Raw genomic sequence first — 257 nt, 5'->3', positions numbered from 1 at the left:
CAGCTATGGCGCTCGCTAAATAGCTCTTCTTTGGATCAGTATAAGGATTAATACAGATGGTCTGGTGGCTGGTGGCAGCAACGGTAATTGTTGTAGCGTTGGCAGTATATGCGGCGTTATTGGTGGGGCGTTTGTTGGGGCAACGAAAAGTCATTCAACACGCGGTGGCCAAGCGTAATGAAAACCTAGTAAACGACATTCGTTATATTGCTAAAGCCATGCAAGAAGACCGCTGCGGCTTATCGGAAGGTGTGATA

Annotated in this window: 1 protein-coding gene; it reads left to right on the top strand. The window is 47.5% G+C overall.

The genetic code is table 11. The annotated features are described in order from the left end of the window. Positions 1 to 56: 56 nt before the first annotated feature. The coding region (locus Q4528_RS14655; RefSeq protein WP_303522387.1) for a DUF2489 domain-containing protein at positions 57 to 257 on the top strand (201 nt) is incomplete at its 3' end.

Origin of the sequence: Staphylococcus pasteuri (assembly GCF_030547725.1) — a bacterium.
GTDB classification, from domain to species: domain Bacteria; phylum Bacillota; class Bacilli; order Staphylococcales; family Staphylococcaceae; genus Staphylococcus; species Staphylococcus pasteuri.
The sequence above is the reverse complement of the archived record's forward strand: the minus strand, read 5'-3'. Positions and strand labels throughout refer to the sequence as shown.